This window comes from Micromonospora sp. DT4 (assembly GCF_049841675.1).
Lineage (GTDB): Bacteria > Actinomycetota > Actinomycetes > Mycobacteriales > Micromonosporaceae > Micromonospora.
Window position 1 is genome coordinate 1 of the sequence record NZ_JBNCKT010000523.1, and the last position, 227, is coordinate 227.

Sequence of the window (227 nt, forward strand, 5' to 3'; positions counted from 1 at the left end):
TTGAACGCCTCGGCCATCGCGTTGTCGTAGGAGTCGCCCTTGGACCCGACCGAGGCGACGGCGCCGGCTTCGGCGAGCCGCTGGCTGTAGCGAATCGCTCGATACTGGACTCCCCTGTCTGAGTGATGGACCAGTTTGCGCAGGTCAGCACCTTGATATTCGCGGCGCCAGATCGCCATTTTCAGCGCGTCGAGAGCCAGATCCGTATAGAGACTCGTGGACACCTG

Annotated in this window: 1 pseudogene; it reads right to left on the reverse strand. The window is 62.1% G+C overall.

What is annotated here, in order from left to right:
- Nucleotides 1-227 (reverse strand): annotated as a pseudogene (locus ACLQ24_RS30755) (hypothetical protein); the annotation flags it as partial.